The sequence below is a fragment of the Leifsonia poae genome, from assembly GCF_050632195.1.
Taxonomy (GTDB): Bacteria; Actinomycetota; Actinomycetes; order Actinomycetales; family Microbacteriaceae; genus Leifsonia; species Leifsonia poae_C.
Genome location: NZ_CP192580.1, coordinates 2,701,375 through 2,720,808, shown reverse-complemented (window position 1 = coordinate 2,720,808; position 19,434 = coordinate 2,701,375). Strand labels below are relative to the sequence as shown.

At 68.2% G+C, this 19,434-nt stretch carries 19 protein-coding genes and 1 pseudogene; 16 read left to right on the top strand and 4 right to left on the bottom strand.

Annotated features, from left to right (window positions below; translation table 11 throughout):
• Positions 1–9: 9 nt before the first annotated feature.
• The 4 genes from hflX to ACQ86A_RS13745 all read left to right on the top strand — a co-directional run bounded on the left by hflX (position 10) and on the right by ACQ86A_RS13745 (position 5,547).
• On the top strand, positions 10–1,539 hold the full coding sequence (gene hflX / locus ACQ86A_RS13760) for a GTPase HflX (RefSeq protein WP_431277559.1): 1,530 nt from the start codon (positions 10–12) through the stop codon (positions 1,537–1,539).
• Between the two features lie 260 nt (positions 1,540–1,799).
• Complete coding sequence (locus ACQ86A_RS13755; RefSeq protein ID WP_431277558.1) at positions 1,800–2,774, top strand: methylenetetrahydrofolate reductase; 975 nt, start codon at positions 1,800–1,802, stop codon at positions 2,772–2,774.
• The gene (gene metE / locus ACQ86A_RS13750) at positions 2,771–5,122 is read left to right on the top strand and encodes a 5-methyltetrahydropteroyltriglutamate--homocysteine S-methyltransferase (protein ID WP_431277557.1); all 2,352 of its coding nucleotides are present in this window, start codon (positions 2,771–2,773) and stop codon (positions 5,120–5,122) included. The genes ACQ86A_RS13755 and metE overlap by 4 nt, the downstream gene beginning before the upstream one ends.
• 74 nt (positions 5,123–5,196) lie before the next feature.
• Positions 5,197–5,547, top strand: a complete 351-nt coding sequence (locus ACQ86A_RS13745; RefSeq protein WP_431277556.1) for a metallopeptidase family protein — start codon at positions 5,197–5,199, stop codon at positions 5,545–5,547.
• 44 nt (positions 5,548–5,591) lie between these two features.
• Here ACQ86A_RS13745 and lexA read toward each other — a convergent pair.
• Positions 5,592–6,280, bottom strand: a pseudogene (lexA, locus tag ACQ86A_RS13740) (transcriptional repressor LexA).
• Between the two features lie 265 nt (positions 6,281–6,545).
• Between lexA and ACQ86A_RS13735 the strand changes: the two are divergent.
• The 6 genes from ACQ86A_RS13735 to ACQ86A_RS13710 all read left to right on the top strand — a co-directional run bounded on the left by ACQ86A_RS13735 (position 6,546) and on the right by ACQ86A_RS13710 (position 11,090).
• Positions 6,546–6,956, top strand: a complete 411-nt coding sequence (locus ACQ86A_RS13735; RefSeq protein WP_431277555.1) for a LysM peptidoglycan-binding domain-containing protein — start codon at positions 6,546–6,548, stop codon at positions 6,954–6,956.
• Positions 6,957–7,039: 83 nt separating this feature from the next.
• Positions 7,040–8,191: a histidinol-phosphate transaminase gene (locus ACQ86A_RS13730; RefSeq protein WP_431277554.1), complete on the top strand. Its 1,152-nt coding sequence runs from the start codon at positions 7,040–7,042 to the stop codon at positions 8,189–8,191.
• Positions 8,188–8,790, top strand: a complete 603-nt coding sequence (hisB, locus tag ACQ86A_RS13725) for an imidazoleglycerol-phosphate dehydratase HisB (protein WP_431277553.1) — start codon at positions 8,188–8,190, stop codon at positions 8,788–8,790. Before ACQ86A_RS13730 ends, hisB begins: the two co-directional genes overlap by 4 nt.
• Positions 8,787–9,419 (top strand): imidazole glycerol phosphate synthase subunit HisH, encoded by a 633-nt coding sequence (hisH, locus tag ACQ86A_RS13720; protein ID WP_431277552.1) that lies wholly within the window; start codon positions 8,787–8,789, stop codon positions 9,417–9,419. Before hisB ends, hisH begins: the two co-directional genes overlap by 4 nt.
• Before the next feature lie 71 nt (positions 9,420–9,490).
• Positions 9,491–10,237 carry a bifunctional 1-(5-phosphoribosyl)-5-((5-phosphoribosylamino)methylideneamino)imidazole-4-carboxamide isomerase/phosphoribosylanthranilate isomerase PriA gene (priA, locus tag ACQ86A_RS13715; RefSeq protein WP_431277551.1) on the top strand — a complete coding sequence of 249 codons (747 nt, stop codon included), beginning with the start codon at positions 9,491–9,493 and terminating at the stop codon, positions 10,235–10,237.
• Complete coding sequence (locus ACQ86A_RS13710) at positions 10,221–11,090, top strand: SseB family protein (RefSeq protein WP_431277550.1); 870 nt, start codon at positions 10,221–10,223, stop codon at positions 11,088–11,090. The genes priA and ACQ86A_RS13710 overlap by 17 nt, the downstream gene beginning before the upstream one ends.
• A 71-nt stretch (positions 11,091–11,161) precedes the next feature.
• Here ACQ86A_RS13710 and ACQ86A_RS13705 read toward each other — a convergent pair whose 3' ends face one another.
• Positions 11,162–12,400, bottom strand: coding sequence for an MFS transporter (locus ACQ86A_RS13705; protein WP_431277549.1), 1,239 nt, complete (start codon positions 12,398–12,400; stop codon positions 11,162–11,164).
• A 79-nt stretch (positions 12,401–12,479) separates the two neighbouring features.
• On the opposite strand from ACQ86A_RS13705, the gene ACQ86A_RS13700 reads away from it, so the two are divergent.
• Positions 12,480–13,439: a LysR family transcriptional regulator gene (locus ACQ86A_RS13700; protein ID WP_431277548.1), complete on the top strand. Its 960-nt coding sequence runs from the start codon at positions 12,480–12,482 to the stop codon at positions 13,437–13,439.
• Here ACQ86A_RS13700 and ACQ86A_RS13695 read toward each other — a convergent pair.
• The gene (locus ACQ86A_RS13695; RefSeq protein WP_431277547.1) at positions 13,389–14,030 is read right to left on the bottom strand and encodes a hypothetical protein; all 642 of its coding nucleotides are present in this window, start codon (positions 14,028–14,030) and stop codon (positions 13,389–13,391) included. The genes ACQ86A_RS13700 and ACQ86A_RS13695 overlap by 51 nt on opposite strands.
• A 103-nt stretch (positions 14,031–14,133) precedes the next feature.
• Between ACQ86A_RS13695 and ACQ86A_RS13690 the strand changes: the two genes are divergently transcribed.
• From ACQ86A_RS13690 to ACQ86A_RS13680, 3 genes are all read left to right on the top strand, one after another.
• Positions 14,134–14,460, top strand: coding sequence for a nuclear transport factor 2 family protein (locus ACQ86A_RS13690; protein ID WP_431277546.1), 327 nt, complete (start codon positions 14,134–14,136; stop codon positions 14,458–14,460).
• A gap of 4 nt (positions 14,461–14,464) precedes the next feature.
• Positions 14,465–15,268: a class I SAM-dependent methyltransferase gene (locus tag ACQ86A_RS13685; protein ID WP_431277545.1), complete on the top strand. Its 804-nt coding sequence runs from the start codon at positions 14,465–14,467 to the stop codon at positions 15,266–15,268.
• 62 nt (positions 15,269–15,330) lie between these two features.
• Positions 15,331–15,906, top strand: coding sequence for an HhH-GPD-type base excision DNA repair protein (locus ACQ86A_RS13680; RefSeq protein ID WP_431277544.1), 576 nt, complete (start codon positions 15,331–15,333; stop codon positions 15,904–15,906).
• Here ACQ86A_RS13680 and ACQ86A_RS13675 read toward each other — a convergent pair.
• A complete protein-coding gene (locus ACQ86A_RS13675; RefSeq protein ID WP_431277543.1) occupies positions 15,881–16,711 on the bottom strand; it encodes a hypothetical protein in 831 nt (276 codons plus the stop codon). The genes ACQ86A_RS13680 and ACQ86A_RS13675 overlap by 26 nt on opposite strands.
• Between ACQ86A_RS13675 and ACQ86A_RS13670 the strand changes: the two genes are divergently transcribed.
• Together ACQ86A_RS13670 and ACQ86A_RS13665 are read left to right on the top strand one after the other, a co-directional pair.
• Positions 16,701–18,002 (top strand): TM0106 family RecB-like putative nuclease, encoded by a 1,302-nt coding sequence (locus tag ACQ86A_RS13670; protein ID WP_431277542.1) that lies wholly within the window; start codon positions 16,701–16,703, stop codon positions 18,000–18,002. The two genes, ACQ86A_RS13675 and ACQ86A_RS13670, sit on opposite strands and share 11 nt — an antisense overlap.
• Entirely contained in the window at positions 17,969–19,423 is a 1,455-nt protein-coding gene (locus ACQ86A_RS13665) for a DEAD/DEAH box helicase (protein WP_431277541.1), read from the top strand. Before ACQ86A_RS13670 ends, ACQ86A_RS13665 begins: the two co-directional genes overlap by 34 nt.
• Positions 19,424–19,434 lie beyond the last annotated feature (11 nt).

Genomic DNA, 19,434 nt, shown 5'->3' with positions numbered 1-19,434 from the left:
GACACACAGATGAACGAACACACAAGCGAAGAACTAACGCAGGCGACCGACGTCGACGTCGTTGCCCGGGTTCTCGCGAACGCGGACACCCACGCGGGTGTCTCGCTCTTCGGACGGGGTGCGCAAGCGCTCCAGACGAGCGCGCTCGACGACACCGGTCACGACGGCGAGCAGTACGACCGCGAAGAACGCGCCGCCCTGCGTCGCGTGGCGGGACTGTCGACGGAGCTCGAAGACGTCACCGAGGTCGAGTACCGGCAGCTGCGACTCGAGAATGTCGTGCTGATCGGCGTCTACTCGCAGGGTTCGCTGCAGGACGCTGAGAACTCGATGCGAGAGCTCGCCGCCTTGGCCGAGACCGCGGGCGCCGTCGTGCTCGACGGCCTGCTGCAGCGCCGCCCGCATCCGGACGCCAGCACCTACCTCGGTAAGGGCAAGGCACAGGAGTTGGCCGGCGTCGTCGCCGCTCTCGGCGCGGACACCGTCATCGCGGACACCGAGCTGGCACCCAGCCAGCGACGTGCTCTCGAAGACGTCGTGCGCGTCAAGGTGATCGACCGCACCGCCGTCATCCTCGACATCTTCAGCCAGCACGCCAAGAGCCGTGAAGGCAAGGCGCAGGTCGAGCTCGCGCAGCTCGAGTACCTGCTGCCGCGACTGCGCGGCTGGGGTGAGTCGATGTCCCGGCAGGCGGGTGGTCAGGTCGGTGGCGCGGGAGCCGGAATGGGATCCCGTGGACCCGGTGAGACCAAGATCGAGTTGGATCGCCGCCGCATCCACACCCGCATGGCGAAGCTGCGCAAGCAGATCCTCGGCTTCAAGCCGGCGCGGGAGGCCAAGCGGGCCAACCGCCGCCGCAACTCGGTGCCGTCTGTCGCGATCGCGGGCTACACGAACGCGGGCAAGTCGAGCATCCTGAACCGCATCACGAAGGCGGGCGTGCTCGTCGAGAACGCGCTGTTCGCGACCCTCGACTCGACGGTGCGCAAGTCGATCACGGCCGATGGCCGGTTGTACACGCTCGCCGACACCGTCGGGTTCGTGCGCAACCTGCCGCACCAGCTGGTCGAGGCTTTCCGCTCGACGCTGGAAGAGGTCGCGGACTCGGATGTGATCGTGCACGTCGTCGACGGATCCCACCCCGACCCGGCGAGCCAGCTCGCCACGGTGCGGGATGTCATCGGCGAGGTCGGCGCGCGCGAGCTGCCGGAGATCGTGGTCTTCAACAAGTCCGACCTGATCTCCCCGGATGATCGGCTCGTGCTGCGCGGGCTGGAGCCGGGAGCGATCTTCGCGTCGGCTCGCACCGGCGAGGGCATCGACGAGGTGCTCGCGGCGATCGCCCGGCTGCTGCCGGACACGTCGATCGAGATCGAGCTGGTCGTCCCATACGACCGGGGCGATCTGATTTCGGCCCTGCACGAGCGCGGACGGGTGCTGTCGACCGAGTACGTCGAAGACGGCACGCGGGTCACCGCGCGGATCCAGCCGGAGTTCGAGTCGGTCTTCGAGTCGTTCGCGGTGACGCCCGCGAACTGAGCGAGGAGCAACGCCCGAAGGCCGGGCGGAACAGAGTGTGTCGAATGATGACGCGCCTGTTCCGCCCGGCCTTCTTCGTTGCTAGATTTTCAGTCAACCGAAGCGGGCGACCGACTCGGTGGTGCGACAGCCGAGCCCGGCACCCGCCCGCGACAACCCCTTCACCGGGTTGAACGACCCTCATGGGGCGACCGCGGCCGAGTCAGGGCGGCGGTCGTCGACATCCACCACCTGAGCCGAATCGACCACGAATAGACGCCATGAGCTGTACCACCGCGCGGTTCTCCTTCGAGTTGTATCCGCCCCGCAACGCCGTCACCGCGGCCGCTTTGCCGGCGACGATCGATCGGCTCGCGGCCGCGCATCCTGAGTTCATCTCCGTCACCTATGGCGCGAACGGGTCGTCGCGAACGTCATCGCTCGACGTGTTGCGGTACATCCTCGAGAACACCGATGTCAGCCCGATGGCGCACCTCACCTGTGTCGGCTCGTCACACGCCGAGACCAACCGGCTGATCCGCGAGTTCATGGATGCGGGCATCCGGCGCTTTCTCGCCGTCCGTGGCGATCCGCCCGCCGAGGGCGATGCGGGAGACGACGGCCTCGGCGAGCTGCGGAGCGCGGCAGAACTCGTGCAACTCATCCACCGGGTGCAGGCGGAGCGCGTGCCGTATCAGGAGGTGCCGGTGCCGGGCTTGCCCGCCGCTCGCGAAGTCGACACGGGGCGCGAACGGGTGCAGATCGCGGTCGCCGCGTTTCCGAACGGCCACCCGCATTCGCGCTCGGTGAGCCAGGACATCGACACGTTGCTGGCCAAGCAGGCGGCCGGCGCCAACCTGGGCATCACGCAGCTCTTCTTCCACCCCGACGACTACCTGAGCTTCGCGCAGCGGGCCCGGGAGGCAGGCGTGCTCTTCCCGATCCTGCCCGGCATCATGCCGGTGACGAGCCCGGCCCGACTGAAACGGATGCTCGAGCTCAGCGGAGAGGACCTCCCCAGTGAGCTCGCGATCCAGCTCGAGATCGAACCGACCGAGGAGGGTCAGCGGGAGATCGGGATCGCCTGGGCGACCGACTTCGCTCGGCGGCTGCTCGACGGCGGCGCACCCGGCGTCCACCTCTACACGTTCAACCGGCACGAGGCAGTCCTCGATGTGCTCGACCGGCTCGACCTCCTGTCCTTCGCGAACCCCACGACGTCCTCTCGCACCACCACCGAAAAGGAACCAGCATGACCGACATCACCACTCGTCCCGGCTTTCCGACCGGCACCATCATCGGCTACCCGCGTATCGGGCGCCGACGCGAGCTCAAGAAGGCCGTGGAGAGCTTCTGGGCCGGAACGACGACCGCCGAAGAGCTCGAAGCGACGGCGGCCGACTTGCGAGCCACCACGCGAGACCGCCTGGCGAATCTCGGCCTCGGCCGCACCGACGCATCCATCCCCGAGAGCTTCAGCTTCTACGACCAGGTTCTCGACGCCGCGGTGACGGTTGGCGCCATCCCGTCGCGCTTCGCACCTCTGGCGGATGAGGCCGGCTCGGTGGATCTCGCCGGCTACTTCACGATCGCGCGCGGCGAAGGCGACAACGCTCCGCTCGAGATGACCAAGTGGTTCGACTCCAACTACCACTATCTGGTGCCGGAGATCGGCCCGGAAACCCGCTTCCGCCTCGCCTCCGACCGGATCGTGCGTGAGTTCGAGGAGGCGAAGGCAGCGGGTTACATCACCCGTCCGGTCATCGTCGGGCCGGTCACGTTCCTGCTGCTGAGCAAGGCGAGCGACGAGGCCCCTGACGGGTTCCGCCCTCTCACGAGGCTCGGCGACCTGATTCCGGTCTATCAGGAGCTGCTCTCACGCCTTGCGGCGGCCGGTGCACCGTGGGTCCAGCTCGACGAGCCCGCGCTCGTCAGCGAGAGCATCGACGAGGACCGTTCGACGGTTCTGGATGCGGTGGCGGCGACGTATGCGGCTCTGGGCGAGGTCGATGGGCGGCCCGGCATCTTCGTGGCAGCGCCGTATGGCAGCCTCGACGACGCGCTTCCGGTGCTCGCGGCGTCTCCTGTCGAGGCGTTGTCGTTCGACCTGGTGCGCGGTTCGGTGCCGACCGGGCTCGACGCGGCGACCGCATCCGGCCTCGCCACCAAGACGATCGTCGGCGGCGTGATCGACGGTCACAACATCTGGCGTGGCGACCTCGAGGCGGCTTTCGGCAAGCTCACCGAACTGCTGGCGCTCAGCCCTGTCGTGGCGGTCTCGACGTCGACTTCGCTGCTGCACGTTCCGCACGACGTGGATGACGAGCCGGCCCTTGCGGACCAGTTGAAGAGCTGGCTCGCGTTCGCCGACCAGAAGGTGGCACAGGTCGCGACGCTGGCACGGGGACTCGATGACGGACACGACGCGATTCAGGAGGAGCTGAGCGCAGCATCCGCCGCCCTCGCCGATCGTGCCGCGGCACCCGGCGTCCGCGACGCGGCTGTGCGCGCCCGTACGGAAGCGCTCGTACCCGCTGACTTCTCGCGCGGAGAGTACGCCGATCGTCTGGCGGCTCAGGATGCGGCACTCGGGCTTCCCTTCCTGCCCACCACGACGATCGGCTCGTTCCCGCAGACCGGAGACATCCGCCGCGCCCGCGCGCAGCTCGCGAAGGGTGTGATCACAGAGGCGGAGTACCTCGGCCTGATGCAGGCGGAGATCAAGCGCGTGGTCGACCTCCAGGAAGAGATCGGCCTCGACGTGATCGTGCACGGCGAGCCCGAGCGCAACGACATGGTGCAGTACTTCGCCGAGAACCTCGACGGCTTCGCGGTGACGCAGAACGGCTGGGTCCAGTCGTACGGCAGCCGCTGTACGCGACCGTCGATCCTGTGGGGAGACGTGTCGCGTCCCGCGCCGATCACGGTCGACTGGTCGACGTACACGCAGACCCTCACCGAGAAGCCGGTCAAGGGCATGCTCACCGGCCCGGTCACCATCCTCGCGTGGTCGTTCGTTCGCGACGACCAGCCGCTCGGTGACACGGCCAGGCAGGTCGCACTCGCACTGCGTGACGAGATCGCGGACCTGGAGGCCGCGGGAATCCGGGTGGTACAGGTCGATGAGCCGGCCCTTCGCGAGTTGCTCCCGCTCAAGCAGGCTGACCACGCCGACTACCTCGACTGGTCTGTCGGCTCCTTCCGCCTCGCGACGGCAGGGGTGCGGGACGAGACCCAGATCCACACGCACCTCTGCTACTCGGAGTTCGGTGTGGTGATCGACGCGATCCGCAACCTGGACGCCGACGTCACCAGCATCGAGGCCGCGCGGTCCCGGATGGAGGTCGTTCACGACATCCAGACCTCCGGCTTCGAACACGGGATCGGGCCGGGCGTCTACGACATCCACTCACCGCGAGTGCCGTCGGTCGCCGAGGTGACCGAGCTGCTCGAGACGGCACTGAGTGCGATTCCGGGACGTCAGCTCTGGGTCAACCCGGACTGCGGTCTGAAGACGCGCGGCTACGACGAGACCGTGGCCTCGCTCCGCAACATCCTCGAGGCCACGCGCGCCGTGCGGTCGAAGGCGGGCGTGCCCGCTTAACAGGTTCGCTCTCAGGGGACTCGTCCGTGGTCGTTCTGCGGGCGAATCCTCTGGCGATGCGAGAGGATGGCCGAATGGTCGTGATCTCGGATGAGGACTTCGAAGCGATGGTCGGCGAGGTCTTCGACGGTCTGCCCGACGACATGGTCGAACCTCTCCAGAACGTAGCGGTGCTCGTCGCGGATCAGCCGCCGGGGGAGAGGCCGCGCCTGTTCGGCCTGTACAGCGGGCATCCCCTCACGGGACGCGGCTTCTACGGATTCGGCGAGCTGCCCGACCGCATCACGCTCTACAAGAACAACCTGGCGGGAGCCAGCGCCGACCTGACCGAGCTTCGCGCTCGCGTGCGCGTCACCCTCGTGCATGAGATCGGGCACTACTTCGGGCTGGACGATGCCCGGCTGCAGGAGCTCGGCTGGGCCTGACGCCGGCCCGACCCGGTACGCGGGTATGTGGTTCGGTGGTCGCCTTAAACGGCGCGGAGCACCGCGACGACCTTGCCGAGAACCTGTGCGAAGTCGCCGAGGATCGGTTCGAAGTTGGAGTTGCGCGGCAGCAGCCAGGTGTGGCCGTCGCGCTGACGGAAGACCTTGACCGTCGCCTCTTCGTCGAGCATGGCGGCGACGATGTCACCGTTCTCGGCCGTGTTCTGCGTGCGGACGACGACCCAGTCGCCGTCGCAGATCGCGGCGTCGATCATCGACTCGCCGACGACCTTCAGCATGAAGAGTTCGCCGTTGCCGACGAGCTGGCGGGGAGCGGGAAGACCTCTTCCACCTGCTGCTCGGCGGTGATCGGCACACCGGCGGCGATGCGGCCGACCAGGGGGACCATCGCGGCGTCGCCGACAGGGATCTGACTCTCGAAATCGGTGGACTCGGAGGCCGGTGACGGGAGGTCGATGAGGATCTCGAGCGCACGGGGCCGGTTGGGGTCACGGCGCAGGTACCCGCTGAGCTCCAGCTGGTTGAGCTGGTGGGTGACGCTCGACAGGGAGGAGAGGCCGACCGCGTCGCCGATCTCTCGCATGCTCGGCGGATAGCCCCGCTGGCTCACCGAGCGGCTGATGACATCGAGGATGGCGAGCTGCTTCTCGCTCAGGTTCTTGCGCCGGCGAGTGCCCCCGCGTTCGCGCCCCGCCTGGTTGTCGTTCGACACTGTCGTCCCCTTCTTGACCCGCCTGACGCATCCGGCTCGCCCGAATGTCGGTGGTGCCTGGTTGAGTGAACTCCAGACAATCGAAACTGTATCCAGCATGGGTGCCTAAAACAAACATATGTTCGAGCGTGTCTCGAATTTGTTCCATGTTTTCGGCGAACCATGGTGGTTGTGGTTTCGAACATTCGAAGATATATTCGGAACACAGCTTCGCATCCGGACTGCCGGCCAAGCACCGGGTGCGGAATCTTAGGAGGTCAAGACCATGAGCACAGCAACGGTCACGATGTCGCCGTACACCACGTCCGCACCGTTCGCCGCCTCGGCGAGCGTCGCGGCAGGCAGCTCGAGCGCCCCGCGCGCAACGACGCGCTTGCGTCTCACACGCCGCGGTCGCGCGGTCCTCACCTCCCTGGCCGCCATTCCCCTCGTGGTCGGCGCGCTCGTCTTCGCACTCAACGGCGGTGGCGCGGTCGCTACCAACGACCAGGCCAACGTGACGTTCCACTACGTCACGGTCGAGTCGGGTCAGTCACTCTGGAGCATCGCCGAATCGGTCGCGCCGAGTGCCGATCCTCGCGAGGTGATCGCCGACATCGTGTCGCTGAACCAGCTCGATTCCGCCGTCGTCTCCCCGGGACAGCGCATCGCCATCCCGTCGCAGTACGAGCGCTGAGTCCGACCACCGCGAGGCCGCGTCCACGTCGTTCGGCGTCATCGACGGAGTCCCCGATCAGGTACGGGCTCTACGATAAATAGGTGACTTCCCTCTCCGATCTGCCGATTCGTGATGACCTCCGGGGCAAGACTCCGTACGGTGCGCCCCAGAAGGTCGTGCCCGTTGCCCTGAACGTGAACGAGAACACGCATCCGGTACCCGAGGACGTCGCGGCGGACATCGTCGCGCGAGTGGCGAAGGCGATCGGAGGGGTCAACCGCTATCCCGATCGTGAGTTCACCGAACTCCGGGAGAGCCTGGCGAACTACCTCGGGCACGGTCTTGCGCCCGAGAACCTCTGGGCGGCGAACGGGTCGAACGAGGTCATCCAGCAGATCCTGCAGGCGTTTGGCGGGCCCGGGCGCAGCCTGCTCGGCTTCGCGCCGACGTACTCGATGTACCCCTTGCTCGCCGCAGGAGCCGGAACGGGTTACCTGGCGGGCCGTCGTGACGATGACTTCGAGCTCTCGCCGGAGACGGCTGCCGCCGAGATCAAACGTCTGGATCCCGACATCGTCATCCTTTGCGCGCCGAACAATCCGACTGGAACCCCACTCTCCATCGAGACCATCGCAGCCGCTTACGACGCGGCTCGGGGGATGGTCGTGGTCGACGAGGCGTACGCCGAGTTCATGCCCGAAGACGCCCCCTCGGCACTGACACTGCTGCCCGGTCGGCCCAGGCTCCTGGTGTCCCGCACGATGAGCAAGGCATTCGCCTTCGCGGGCGCGCGCGTGGGCTATCTCGCGGCGGATCCTGCGGCGGTGGATGCGCTTCGCCTCGTCCGGCTGCCGTACCACCTCTCCGCGCTCACGCAGGCTGCCGCGGTCGCCGCGCTCGCTCACTCCGACGAGATGCTCGCGATGGTCGGCGAGATCCGGGATCAGCGCGATCGCCTCGTCGTGGAACTCGCGGAACTCGGGTACAAGCCGCACCGCAGCGGCAGCAATTTCGTTCTGTTCGGCGGAGTCGACGATCCGAACGCTGTGTTCGAGGCGCTGCTCGCACAAGGCGTTCTCATTCGCGATGTCGGCATTCCTGGCCACCTGCGGGTGACTGCCGGCACCGAAGCGGAGACGACCGCTTTCCTCACCGCGCTGGCATCCCTCGGGCGTCCCGACAAGGCCCGGACAAGTGCCTCTGTGGCAGGCTCGGGAGCTGCCGACTCCGTGACAGTAAGCTCGCAGTCATGACCAATCGCACGGCCACACTGCAGCGGGAGACCAGCGAGTCGAGCATCGACCTGAGCCTCGACCTCGACGGGAGCGGAGAGTCCGACATCGAGACATCGGTGCCGTTCTTCGATCACCTGCTCACGGCGTTCGCCAAGCACTCGCTCACCGATCTGCGCGTTCGAGCGAGCGGCGACACCCACATCGACGTTCACCACACGGTCGAAGACATCGGCATCGTGCTCGGTCAGGCGATCAAGAAGGCGCTCGGCGACAAGCGCGGCATCTCTCGGTACGGGGATGCGCTGGTCCCGCTCGACGAGGCGCTCGTGCAGGCGGTCGTCGACATCTCCGGCCGCCCGTACCTCGTGCACACCGGCGAGCCTGCGGGCTTCGAATTCCACCTGATCGGCGGCCACTTCACCGGGTCGATGCTGCGCCATGTCTTCGAGGCGATCACCTTCAATGCGGCGATCACCACGCACATCACCGTGCTCGGTGGCCGGGATCCGCACCACATCGCCGAAGCCGAGTTCAAGTCGTTCGCGCGAGCCTTCCACCAGGCGAAGGCGCTCGACCCGCTCATCGCGGGCATCCCCTCCACGAAGGGCGCACTGTGAGCCGTCCGGATGTGGTCGTCTACGACTACGGGTCGGGCAACGTGCACTCGGCCGCCAAAGCCTTGGAAGCGGCGGGCGCCAACGTCGAACTGACGGGCGACCGTGCGCGCGCTCGCGAGGCCGCCGGGTTGGTGGTGCCCGGCGTCGGGGCGTTCAGCGCCGTGATCGACGCGCTCCGCGCATCCCGAGGCGACGAGATCATCGACCGGCGACTGGCCGGGGGCCGTCCGGTTCTTGGCATCTGCGTGGGAATGCAGGTGCTGTTCGAGCGCGGCGTGGAGCGCGGCGCAGACACCGAAGGTCTCGGCGAATGGCCGGGACAGATCGACCGGCTCGACGCCGAGGTGCTTCCGCACATGGGCTGGAACACGGTCGACGCTCCAGAGGAGTCGGTGCTGTTCGACGGCATCCACGACGAGCGCTTCTACTTCGTGCACTCTTACGCCGCCCAGGACTGGACTCTGGATGTGGTTCCACCGTTCCCGAAACCGCGCGTAACGTGGGCGCAGCACGGCGGCAGATTCATCGCGGCGGTGGAGAACGGGCCGTTGAGCGCTACCCAGTTCCACCCCGAGAAGTCGGGGCAGGCCGGCATCCAGCTGCTGCGCAACTGGATCGGCACGCTCTGATCGCGAGCTGTCGCTAAGCTTCTGTGCTTGTGCCGTTCACCGGCGCTTGACGGGCCATCCGAGGAAGAAACATGAGCGAATTCAACAAAACCCCGCGGCTGGTTCTGCTGCCCGCGGTCGACGTGGCCGATGGCAAAGCCGTTCGCCTGACACAGGGCGAGGCCGGGTCGGAGACGAACTACGGCGACCCGATCGACGCTGCCGCCGAGTGGGCGGACCAGGGTGCCGAGTGGATCCACTTGGTCGACCTCGACGCGGCCTTCGGACGCGGCAACAATCACGGTCTGCTCAAGAAGGTGATCAAGCAGGTGCGCGGCGTGAATGTGGAGCTGTCGGGCGGTATCCGCGACGACGAGTCCCTCGAGTCCGCGCTCGACATCGGCGCCAAGCGCATCAACCTGGGCACCGCGGCGCTGGAGAATCCGGAGTGGGCGGCGAACGTGATCGGCCAGTACGGTGAGGCGATCGCCGTCGGGCTGGACGTGCGCGGCACGACCCTCGCGGCGCGCGGGTGGACCCAGGAGGGCGGCGACCTCTGGACGGTCCTCGACCGCCTCGAGGACGCCGGATGCGCCCGCTACGTCGTGACCGACGTCACCAAGGACGGCACCCTGCGAGGGCCCAACATCGACCTGCTGCGCCAGATCATGGACCGTACCGCTCGCCCGGTCGTCGCGTCGGGCGGGATCGCCAGCCTCGACGACATCGCCGCGCTGCGCGAGCTGGTCCACCTCGGGCTCGAAGGGGCGATCGTGGGCAAGGCGCTGTATGCGGGCGCGTTCACGCTGCCCGAGGCGCTGGATGTCGCAGGGAACTGACGGTGGGTCGCCCGACGGCGTCAATCCCGAAGGTGCACAGCGCCCCGGGCCGAGCGCCGAAGGGTCGGCGCGGCTGAGCGGGTTCGCTGCGCAGCTCGCAGCCGACTCGGCCGGTCAGCCGTGGGCCGGGCGGCAGTTCGACGAGAACACGTTCGGCGACGACGACGGAAGCGCTCAGCCCCATCTCCTCGCCGCCCTCGCGGCTTTTCGCTCGGGCGAGGTCGGCCCCGAGGCGGTCGTGGATGCGGTGCGCACGGCACGCCTGCTGATCCCGTTGGTCGCTCAGCTGGGCGAGAGCGGTGAGAACGAACACGGGCACACGATCGACAAGTCCCAGGAGCTCGCGATCGTCACGGTCGCGGGCCCCGATGGCCGCAAGGTGCTGCCGGTGTTCTCGTCCGTCGCAGCAATGCAAGCCTGGAATCCCTTGGCCAGGCCCGTTCCGGCCGATGGGTCGAGGGTTGCCCTCGCCGCGGCAAGCGAAGAGACGGAGCTCGTCGTGCTCGACCCGACGTCGGAGACCGAGTTCGTCATCCGGCGACCCGCGCTTTGGGCGATCGCGCAGAGCCAGCCGTGGGTCCCGAGCTATCGCGATCCGGAGGTGTTCACCGCGTTCACCCGCTCGATCGGCTCCGAACTGGGCGTGCACGACGTGGCGCTTCGCCCGGGGGATCCGGATGCCCGGCTCGCGGGTGAGGAGCTGATCGTGCGCCTCGAACTATCCCTCGGTCTCACGCAAGAGGAGTTGAACGCTGTGCTCGGGCGCCTCGCGCAACGGTGGGCCGGCGACGATGTCATCGCGACCCGTGTGGACTCGTTGCGGGTGCAGCTCGTCGCCGCCTCCAAAGACTGAGAGCCGTCCGCCGTCGCCGTCGCCGTCGCCGTCGACGCCGACGCCGAGGCTGGTAACGACGGCTGCGCGAGCTACGAGCGCGCGGTGTGGGTGAGCATCCGGAGCCCGGCGAGCAGGCTCAGCACCCCGACCACCGCCACGAACACGACGAGCACGGGCACGACGGGCCACAGGATGAGCGACACGCCCACCAGGAGGACGGGCACCGCCAGGCCGATGTAGGCGATCAAGAAGATCGCGGCCAGCACCTCCCCGCGGCGCGACGGTTCGGCGAGGGATGCGGCGACGCCGATCGCCGAACGAAACTGCAGCCCGACGCCAGCCCCGGCCAGAATGCCGCTGACCACGAACACGCTGAGCACCGCGGTGAGCACGCCCACCGCGAGCCCGGCCAAGCCCACGACGACGAGGATCAACGACAGCACCAGCTGCGCGCGACCCGACAGTCGGGCGAAGACGATCTGCGAGACCGCGGAGGCGGCGAACACGCTGAACGGCACGGCTCCGGCGATCAGCCGCGAGGTCTCGTGCAGCGTTCCGGCGAGAACGGTCGGGGCGAGAGCGGTGAACAGGCCGAACACGGCGAAACCGGCGAAGGCTGCCACGGCGGCGGCCGAAAACGTGCTGCGAGCTCCGGCGGGGAGCGAGATGCGCTGCGGGCGGTACGCGGGCCGCTCCTCGGCGCGCTCGACCGTCTCGGGAACCAGGGCCACCGCCACGGTGGCGATCGCGAAGATCACGAGGAACACCGCGTACGGCAGGATGAGCGGCGCAGGAAGGAACTGGGCCAGCGCTCCCGCGATGAGCGGCCCGAGCGCGAGGCCGCCCGTGTTCACCACGGTCGAGACCGTGCCGGCCAGCTGCGGACCCTCGTCGGGTCGGGCGACCGAACGCAGCTCGCCCAAGTGGGCGGTCGCGCTCGCGGTGAGGGCGCCGACTCCGATTCCGGAGATGACGCGGGCGACGAGCAACCCGCTCACGTCGTTCCAGAAGAGGAACACCACGGCGGCGACGATTTCCAGCGCGATGGCGACCAGGACCATCCTGCGCCGGCCCGCCCAGTCGCTGATGTGCCCGACGAGGAACAGACTCGCGAGCACGCCGATCGCGTAGGCGGCGAAGATGACCGTGACCACCCAGGTGGGGAAGCCGTCGCGTTCCTGGTAGAGCGCGTACAGGGGAGTCGGGAGAGTCGAGAAGGCCATGACTGAGAGGAACGCCGCCGCGATGACCCAGAAGCCGGCGCCATGGCGCAGACGCCAGCGGGATCGGGGAGCGGAGGCGGGGGACTCGGTGACGGAAGTGGACATGTGAGTAATGATCCACCCGAACAATAATCGTGTCCAACGAACATGATCGATGGTTGCAATCGCATAATACGATTACGGGATGGAGACCCGACAGCTCGAGTACCTGGTGGCCGTGGCCGAGGAGCTCAACTTCACGAGGGCGGCGGAACGCGTCTTCGCGGCGCAGTCGACGGTGTCGGCCGGCATCCGGTCCCTGGAGCGCGAACTGGGAGTCTCCCTCTTCGAGCGCGACCCGCAGGGCGTTCGTCTGACGCCCGTGGGCGAGGAGATGGTGGACGCAGCCAGGGCGACGCTGGAGGCGAGCGAACGGATGCGCAGCCTGGCGGACCCGCACGCGGGCCTTCGGGGGCAGTTGCGCGTGGGCATCTTCACCAATCTCACGACGATCGATCTGCCGGGCATCTTGGGCCAGTTCCATTCGCGGCATCCGCTGGTCGACCTGCGGCTCGGGCCGTCGCCGAGCGGGTCGACCGGGCTGGCCGACGATGTGCGGCTCGGCCGTGTGGATGTCGCGTTCATGGGCCTTCCCGGCCAAGTCCCTGGACTTCTGCACCAGCGGCTCGCGGTGTCCCCGTTCGTCGCGGTGCTTCCGGAGGCGCATCCCCTCGCCGGGGCACAGCGAGTGTCGCTGGCCGAGCTGATGACGGAGCGCTTCATCGACGCACGCGAAGGCTTCGGCAATCGGGTCACACTCGACCGCCGACTGTCCGAGCTGGGACTGAGGCGGCACATCGCGACAGAGGTCTCCGACCTGGGTGAGATCCCGCGGTTCGTGGCCGCACGGTTGGGGGTCGCCGTGATGCCGGAGTTGACGGTGCTGCCCGTGCGGGGCGCGGTGGTCCGTCCGCTCGTCGAGGACGTGGAGTGGGTGCTCAGCGCAGTGAGCCGACTTCGGCCGAGCGCTGCGGCCGCGGCGCTTCTCGGACTCCTCGCCGATCATTTCGACGCGGATCGGGAGCCCGCTCCAGAGCCGCGTACGCAGCCTGCGCTAACTGCGAGGCGTCGGCAGGTCGAGGTTCCAGTGCCGAGCGACGGCTAACAGCCATTCGCCGCTGTCGTCCGGATGCCCGGTCGGACCGGACGATACGGAGAAGCGCGAGACGACACGTTGCGTGCCCTCCGCATCCCCGTAGAGGACATCGATCAGGAACCCGTCGGCGGCGGCGCCCTCCCGCGCTCGGGCGAAGTCAGTGGATTGAGGGTCCCGGATGGCGACCTGGCAGAACCCGGGATCATTGGTCGGAACGTAGATGTCGCGGGTCAACCGGTGGAACTCGCTGAGCGGCGACGGCTCGGTCTCTCCCGACTCAGGCAGGTGCCACCCGTGCAGGATCGCGACACCGCTTCCAGCATTGCGAACGGCGAGGAGGAGGTAGATCGTCTCGTCAGTGATCTCGAGGGCCGCGTGCCCGCCGTGGACGGCCAGCCATTTGCCATCCTGATACCGAACCTTCTGCACCGGGTCCGACCAATTGGACGGCAACAGGATGGGACGCAGCCCTTCGAGCAGCGCGCGCTCGGCGAAGCGGGCGGATCGGTTGGCCGACCGGGTCGCACCGAAGGTCGCGATGGCGAGCGCTGTGGTGCCGACGGCGGTGCCGAGGTCGGCGAGCTGTACCCAATCGAACATGGCGGACCTTTCGAGTGCGGAATGGCGGGGTTCTCATTGAACGGCATCCGCACGGTGCGCGAAAGGTCTTGGCGCGCAGCGCGTGGGGGAGCACACTGATCGCATGGAGAACGATCGAGTGCCTTCCTCCGTGGCCGCCGCGCTCGCCGCGGCGAACGCGCACGATCTGGATGCGTTCCTTGACACCTTCGCGACGGCCGGGTCCGTCGACGACTGGGGCCGCATCTTCACGGGCCGCGAGCAGATCAGACGATGGAGCGACGCCGAGTTCATCGGAGTCGGGGTCACGCTCAGCGAGCTGTCGTACCAAGCGGTGGAGTCGGGAGTCGCGGTGAGCGCTCAAGTCGGCGGCGGCGGCTTCAACGGGCCGTCGACCTTCACCTTCGCGGTGGGCGACGGCGGTATCGACCGAATGACGATCACCGGGTGACGGGATGACCGACGCAGGCGCGTCGGACACGTGGCAGCGCGGCGACGCATACGAGCAGTACATCGGCCGTTGGAGCCGACGCATCGCGGCGCCGTTCCTTGATTGGCTGGGCCGACCGCCGGGCGAGCGGTGGGTCGACGTCGGAAGCGGCACCGGCGCGCTGAGCGAGGCGATCCTGGACCGCTGCGACCCGGCTTCGGTGATCGGCGTCGAGCCGTCGGCCGGGTTCCGAGCGCTCGCTGCCGAGCGACTGGGCTCACGGGCCGTCGTCGCCGCGGGAACCGCGGAGTCCCTCCCGCTGCCCGACGGCTCGGCGGATGTGCTCGTGTCGGGGCTGGTCCTGAACTTCGTGCCCGACGTGCTTGCGGCGCTCGCCGAGCAGCGACGGGTCGCTCGCGCCGGAGCGACCATCGCCGCCTACGTCTGGGATTACGCCGAAGGAATGCAGCTGATCAAGACATTCTGGGATGCGGTCGCCGAGCTCGACCCCGCGGGCGCTGCACTCGACGAGAGCGCGCGGTTCCCGCTCTGCACACCCGCCGCTCTGACCACCGGCTTCGAGGACGCGGGGCTTCGGGATGCGGTCGTATCGGCCATCGAGATCCCCACCGTCTTCGTCGACTTCGACGACTACTGGCAGCCGTTCCTCGGCGGCCAGGGACCCGGACCGCTGTACGTTATGTCCCTCGGAGAGGACCCGCGGGCGAGCTTGCGCGAGCTGCTTCGGTCACGCCTGCCGATCGCGGACGACGGGACGATACCGCTGATGGCACGCGCGTGGGCGGTGCGCGCATCCGTCCCTGGCTGAGGGCATCGGGGTGCGAGCCTCCTGACCTGGCCGCGACCACGTTCGAGTGCCACCATGGGACTATGACCCACGACCTCCACATCACCGGCGACGCGGAAGCCGACGCCCTTCTCTCCACCGACCCGCTCGCGCTGCTCATCGGGATGCTGCTCGATCAGCAGGTGCCCATGGAGACGGCGTTCGCCGGTCCGGCCAAGCTGCGCGACCGTCTCGGCGGTCTGGACGCTGCGACGCTCGCCGGCATCGAGCCCGACGAACTCGTCGCCGTGATGAAGCAGCCTCCCGCCGTTCACCGGTTCCCCGGCTCGATGGGCGGCCGTGTGCAGGCGCTCGCCTCCGCGATCGTGTCCGAGTGGGGCGGGGATGCCGCTGCGATCTGGACGAAGGGCGAGCCAGACGGCCCCGAGGTGCTTAAGCGACTCAAGGCCCTACCGGGATTCGGCGAGCAGAAGGCCAAGATCTTCCTCGCCCTCCTCGGCAAGCAGTACGGCGTGGATGCGGCGGGTTGGCGAGACGCGGCCGGCGCCTACGGCGAGGAAGGCTCGCATCGCTCGGTCGCCGATATCGTCGACCCCGAGTCCCTGACGAAGGTGCGCGAGACCAAGCGTGCGATCAAGGCGGCCGCCAAAGCCGGCTGACGGTCGATCCTGACGGCGCGGTGTCGTCGGCTGCCGGTACGCTCGAAACGCTGGCGGACGAACGGAGGGCAGCGTGTTCCTGCTCGACGGGGTCGTCATCACGAGTGCGAGCGATCTGACCACGGCGTCCAAGTGCGAATTCGCATTTCTCCGAACGCTTGACGTGAAACTCGGGCGCATCGAGGCGGCCGAAGAGATCGAAGATCCGCTGTACGTGCGCAGCTCGCGGCTGGGCGACGAGCACGAGCGGCGCATCCTGGAGCGCTACAAGGAGCAGCTCGGTGCCGGGGTCGTCGAGATCGAACGCCCCGAACGGCTTGATGCGGACACGCTGGCCGCGGCGGTCGCCGAGACGAAGGCGGCGTTCGACGGCGGCGCCGAGATGGTCTTCCAGGCCACGTTCTTCGACGGCGCGTTCGTCGGGTTCGCCGACTTCATCGTGCGCCGTCCCGACGGCCGGTTCCGGGTTCAGGATTCGAAACTCGCGCGGAGTGCGCGCGTCACCGCCCTGCTCCAACTCGCCGCATACGCCGAGCAGCTCGAGCGACTGGGAGTCCCGACCGACGACACGGTCGAGCTGCTGCTCGGTGACGGCAGCGTGAGCGAGCACCGGCTCGTCGACATCGCACCGGTGTACCGCAAGCGACGCGCCCGATTGCTCTGGATCGTGCGAGAGCACCTGGCCGACGTCGGCCCCGTGCAGTGGGGCGATCCGCGCTTCACCGTGTGCGGGCACTGCGACGCCTGCGAGGCCGAGATCCTGGCGGCCCGGGATGTGCCTGCTCGTCGCAGGCATGCGCGTCACGCAGCGCACCCACCTGATCGAGGCGGGCATCGTCACGATCGACGACCTCGCCCACTCGACCGGTCCCGTCGACGGTGTCGCGGACAGCACGGTGGCGAGTCTGCGGGAGCAGGCGCGCCTGCAGCTGGATGCGGTGGCAGGGTCGCCGCCGCCGGTGACGGTGTACAACGCCCCCGCGCTCGCCGTGCTGCCGCATCCCGAAGCCGGCGACATCTTCTTCGACTTCGAGGGCGACCCGCTCTACACCGAGGGACCCGGCGTGCGGTGGGGTCTCGACTACCTGTTCGGTCTGGTCGACACCGATGCCGAGTTCACGGCGTTCTGGGCGCACGACTTCGCGGCCGAACGGGTCGCGCTCGAGGCGTTCCTCGCGTTCGTGCGGGAGAGGCGTCGTGAGCATCCCGGCATGCACATCTACCACTACGCGTCGTATGAGCGAACACACCTGCTCAACATCGCGGCTCGTCACGGCGTCGGTGAGGAAGACGTCGACCAGCTGCTGCGCGACAATGTGCTGGTCGACCTCTACCCTGTCGTGAGGAAGGCTCTGCGCGTCGGTTCGCGGTCGTACTCGATCAAGAAGCTCGAACCGCTCTACATGGGCGACGAGCTGCGCGAGAGCGACGTCACCAACGCGGCCGACTCGATCACCGAGTACGCGAACGCGCGCGACCTACTGGCACTCGGGCAAGAGGCCGAGGCGCAGCGGATGCTCGACGCGATCGGCGACTACAACCGCTACGACTGCGTGTCGACGCTGCGACTGCGGGACTGGTTGCTCGCACGGGCGGCCGAGAGCGGCATACCGATCGGGGAGTTCGTTCCGCAAAGCGAGATCGTCGAGGTCGAACCGTCGACCCTGCGCAATGACCTGCTGGCGCTGGCGGGGATCCGCTCGCGACCGAGCGGAGTGCGGACGAGACGGCTGCGGCCTTCGCTGCTGCGGCGATCGACTATCACCGCCGCGAGCAGAAGAGCTTCTGGCAAGGGCATTTCTCGCGGCTCGTGCAGCCGATCGAGGAGTGGGAGGAGACCCGCGACGTCCTGGTCGTCGAGAGCGCCCGCGTCGTGCGCGACTGGTACCGCGAAGGACTGCAGAAGACCGATCGACGCGAGCTCGTCCTGCGCGGAAGGCTGGCCGCCGGCAGCTCCATCCGGCCCGGCGATCAGGCGGGACCGTACCTGCTGTACGAATATCCTGGACCGTTCCCGTCGGGGTCTGCCGAACCAGGAGCGCGGTCAGCGCGGCCGGTCCGGGTGCTTGATGTGCTGGACGACGGAGCGATTCTGATCGAGGAGACGCTCGCGCGAGACGTGCTGCCGTATCGCACCCTGCCGAGTGTGTTGGCGCCGCCCAAGCCGCTCCCCGTCGGCAAGCAGAAGGCCGCGATCGACTCGTGGGCCGAGGAGGTGCTCGCCGCGCAGCCTGGCTGGCCCGCCGAGCCCATGGCCGATGTTCTCCGGCGAGTGGCCCCACGCACGCGTTCGGGAAAGCTGGCCGTCGACGACGGCGATCCGATCGGCGCGGTGGTGGCCAGTCTGCTCGACCTCGACGGCTCGTATCTCGCCGTGCAGGGTCCGCCCGGCACAGGGAAGACCTACCTGGGTGCCCGCGTGATCGCGAAGCTCGTGCGGGAACATCACTGGAAGGTCGGTGTGGTCGCGCAATCCCACACGGTCGTGGAGCATCTCCTCGATGCGGTCGTGGGGGCGGGACTCGACGCCGCCCTCGTCGGCAAGGTGGCGAAGGTCGGTCCTGAGGAGGGCGGTCACCGCTTCACCGAGCTCGAGAAGGATGGGCAGCTTCTCTTCGCCCTCGATAACGCCGCCACGGGATACGTGGTCGGCGGGACGGCGTGGGACTTCAGCAACCCGGCCCGCATCCCGCGCCGCGGTCTTGACCTGCTGGTGGTCGACGAGGCCGGTCAGTTCTCGCTGGCCGCGACGATCGCCGCCGGCGTCTCTACCCGTAATCTGTTGCTGCTGGGTGACCCGCAGCAGCTTCCGCAGGTGAGCCAGGGGACGCATCCGGAACCCGTCGACGGATCGGCGCTCGGCTGGGTCAGCGAGGGTCACGACGTACTGCCTCCCGAGCTCGGCTACTTTCTCGCGGAGAGCAGGCGGATGCATCCCGCTCTGACCGAGCGCGTGTCGCAGCTCTCGTACGAGGGGCGGCTGCACGCGCATCCCGAAGCCTCGCTGCGGTGGCTCACAGGGGTGGCGCCCGGACTGCATCCTGTGCCCGTCGCGCACGTCGGCAATGCCACCGAGTCGCCGGAGGAGGCCGCGCGCGTCGTCGAACTCGTGCGAGGGACCGTGGGCGCGCTGTGGACCGATCCCAGTGCGAACCGCGAGCACTCGCCGCTCACCGAGGCCGACGTCATCGTGGTAACGCCGTACAACGCCCAGTTGGCCACGGTGCGCGAGGCATTGACGGCGTCCGGATTCGCGGGGGTGCGCGTCGGGACCGTCGACAAGTTCCAGGGCCAGGAAGCGGTGGTCGCCATCGTCAGCCTGGCCGCGTCCTCAGCGGCCGATGTTCCGCGCGGCATGTCGTTCCTGATCATGAAGAACCGGCTCAACGTCGCGATCTCGCGCGCGAAATGGGCGGCATACCTGGTGCACTCGCCCGAACTGACGGAGTACCTGCCCGTGAGACCTGAAGGGGTCGCCGAGCTGAGCGCGTTCATCCGTCTCGTCGAGGGACACTGAAAACGCTCCGG

What these genes read in the sequence shown, in the direction of transcription:
- hflX (WP_431277559.1), top strand. Translation starts at nt 10, where the DNA reads ATGAACGAACACACAAGCGAAGAACTAACGCAGGCGACCGACGTCGAC.
- ACQ86A_RS13755 (WP_431277558.1), top strand. Translation starts at nt 1,800, where the DNA reads ATGAGCTGTACCACCGCGCGGTTCTCCTTCGAGTTGTATCCGCCCCGC.
- metE (WP_431277557.1), top strand. Translation starts at nt 2,771, where the DNA reads ATGACCGACATCACCACTCGTCCCGGCTTTCCGACCGGCACCATCATC.
- ACQ86A_RS13745 (WP_431277556.1), top strand. Translation starts at nt 5,197, where the DNA reads ATGGTCGTGATCTCGGATGAGGACTTCGAAGCGATGGTCGGCGAGGTC.
- ACQ86A_RS13735 (WP_431277555.1), top strand. Translation starts at nt 6,546, where the DNA reads ATGAGCACAGCAACGGTCACGATGTCGCCGTACACCACGTCCGCACCG.
- hisB (WP_431277553.1), top strand. Translation starts at nt 8,188, where the DNA reads ATGACCAATCGCACGGCCACACTGCAGCGGGAGACCAGCGAGTCGAGC.
- priA (WP_431277551.1), top strand. Translation starts at nt 9,491, where the DNA reads ATGAGCGAATTCAACAAAACCCCGCGGCTGGTTCTGCTGCCCGCGGTC.
- ACQ86A_RS13710 (WP_431277550.1), top strand. Translation starts at nt 10,221, where the DNA reads ATGTCGCAGGGAACTGACGGTGGGTCGCCCGACGGCGTCAATCCCGAA.
- ACQ86A_RS13705 (WP_431277549.1), bottom strand. Translation starts at nt 12,400, where the DNA reads ATGTCCACTTCCGTCACCGAGTCCCCCGCCTCCGCTCCCCGATCCCGC.
- ACQ86A_RS13700 (WP_431277548.1), top strand. Translation starts at nt 12,480, where the DNA reads ATGGAGACCCGACAGCTCGAGTACCTGGTGGCCGTGGCCGAGGAGCTC.
- ACQ86A_RS13695 (WP_431277547.1), bottom strand. Translation starts at nt 14,030, where the DNA reads ATGTTCGATTGGGTACAGCTCGCCGACCTCGGCACCGCCGTCGGCACC.
- ACQ86A_RS13690 (WP_431277546.1), top strand. Translation starts at nt 14,134, where the DNA reads ATGGAGAACGATCGAGTGCCTTCCTCCGTGGCCGCCGCGCTCGCCGCG.
- ACQ86A_RS13685 (WP_431277545.1), top strand. Translation starts at nt 14,465, where the DNA reads ATGACCGACGCAGGCGCGTCGGACACGTGGCAGCGCGGCGACGCATAC.
- ACQ86A_RS13680 (WP_431277544.1), top strand. Translation starts at nt 15,331, where the DNA reads ATGACCCACGACCTCCACATCACCGGCGACGCGGAAGCCGACGCCCTT.
- ACQ86A_RS13670 (WP_431277542.1), top strand. Translation starts at nt 16,701, where the DNA reads ATGCGCGTCACGCAGCGCACCCACCTGATCGAGGCGGGCATCGTCACG.